Here is a 215-nt window from a genome sequence, read left to right as displayed (position 1 = left end):
GGAACAAACGCCTGATGGGTATACACCGTGCGACGATCAGTCACAGGACCCGCCAACGAAGAAGAACTATGCAAAACATAACTCTCCCCATTCAACGTCGGCTCAACACTGGTGACATCGGCTCCCAATTGCCGCTGAATCTCCAACACACTCGCCGACCGCGGAGCAGAATCAGACCACCGCAACAACAAAGTCACAGCAGAAACATAATCCTC

At 52.6% G+C, this 215-nt stretch carries 1 protein-coding gene; it reads right to left on the bottom strand.

Annotation, left to right across the window (positions count from 1 at the left end; translation table 11 throughout):
• Window positions 1–215 (bottom strand): hypothetical protein (locus QP968_RS11320; protein WP_284856477.1); only part of this gene is annotated, 215 nt, incomplete at both ends.

Origin of the sequence: Corynebacterium sp. MSK041 (assembly GCF_030232265.1) — a bacterium.
In the GTDB taxonomy this organism is placed as follows: domain Bacteria; phylum Actinomycetota; class Actinomycetes; order Mycobacteriales; family Mycobacteriaceae; genus Corynebacterium.
This window is presented reverse-complemented; position numbering and strand designations above follow the sequence as displayed.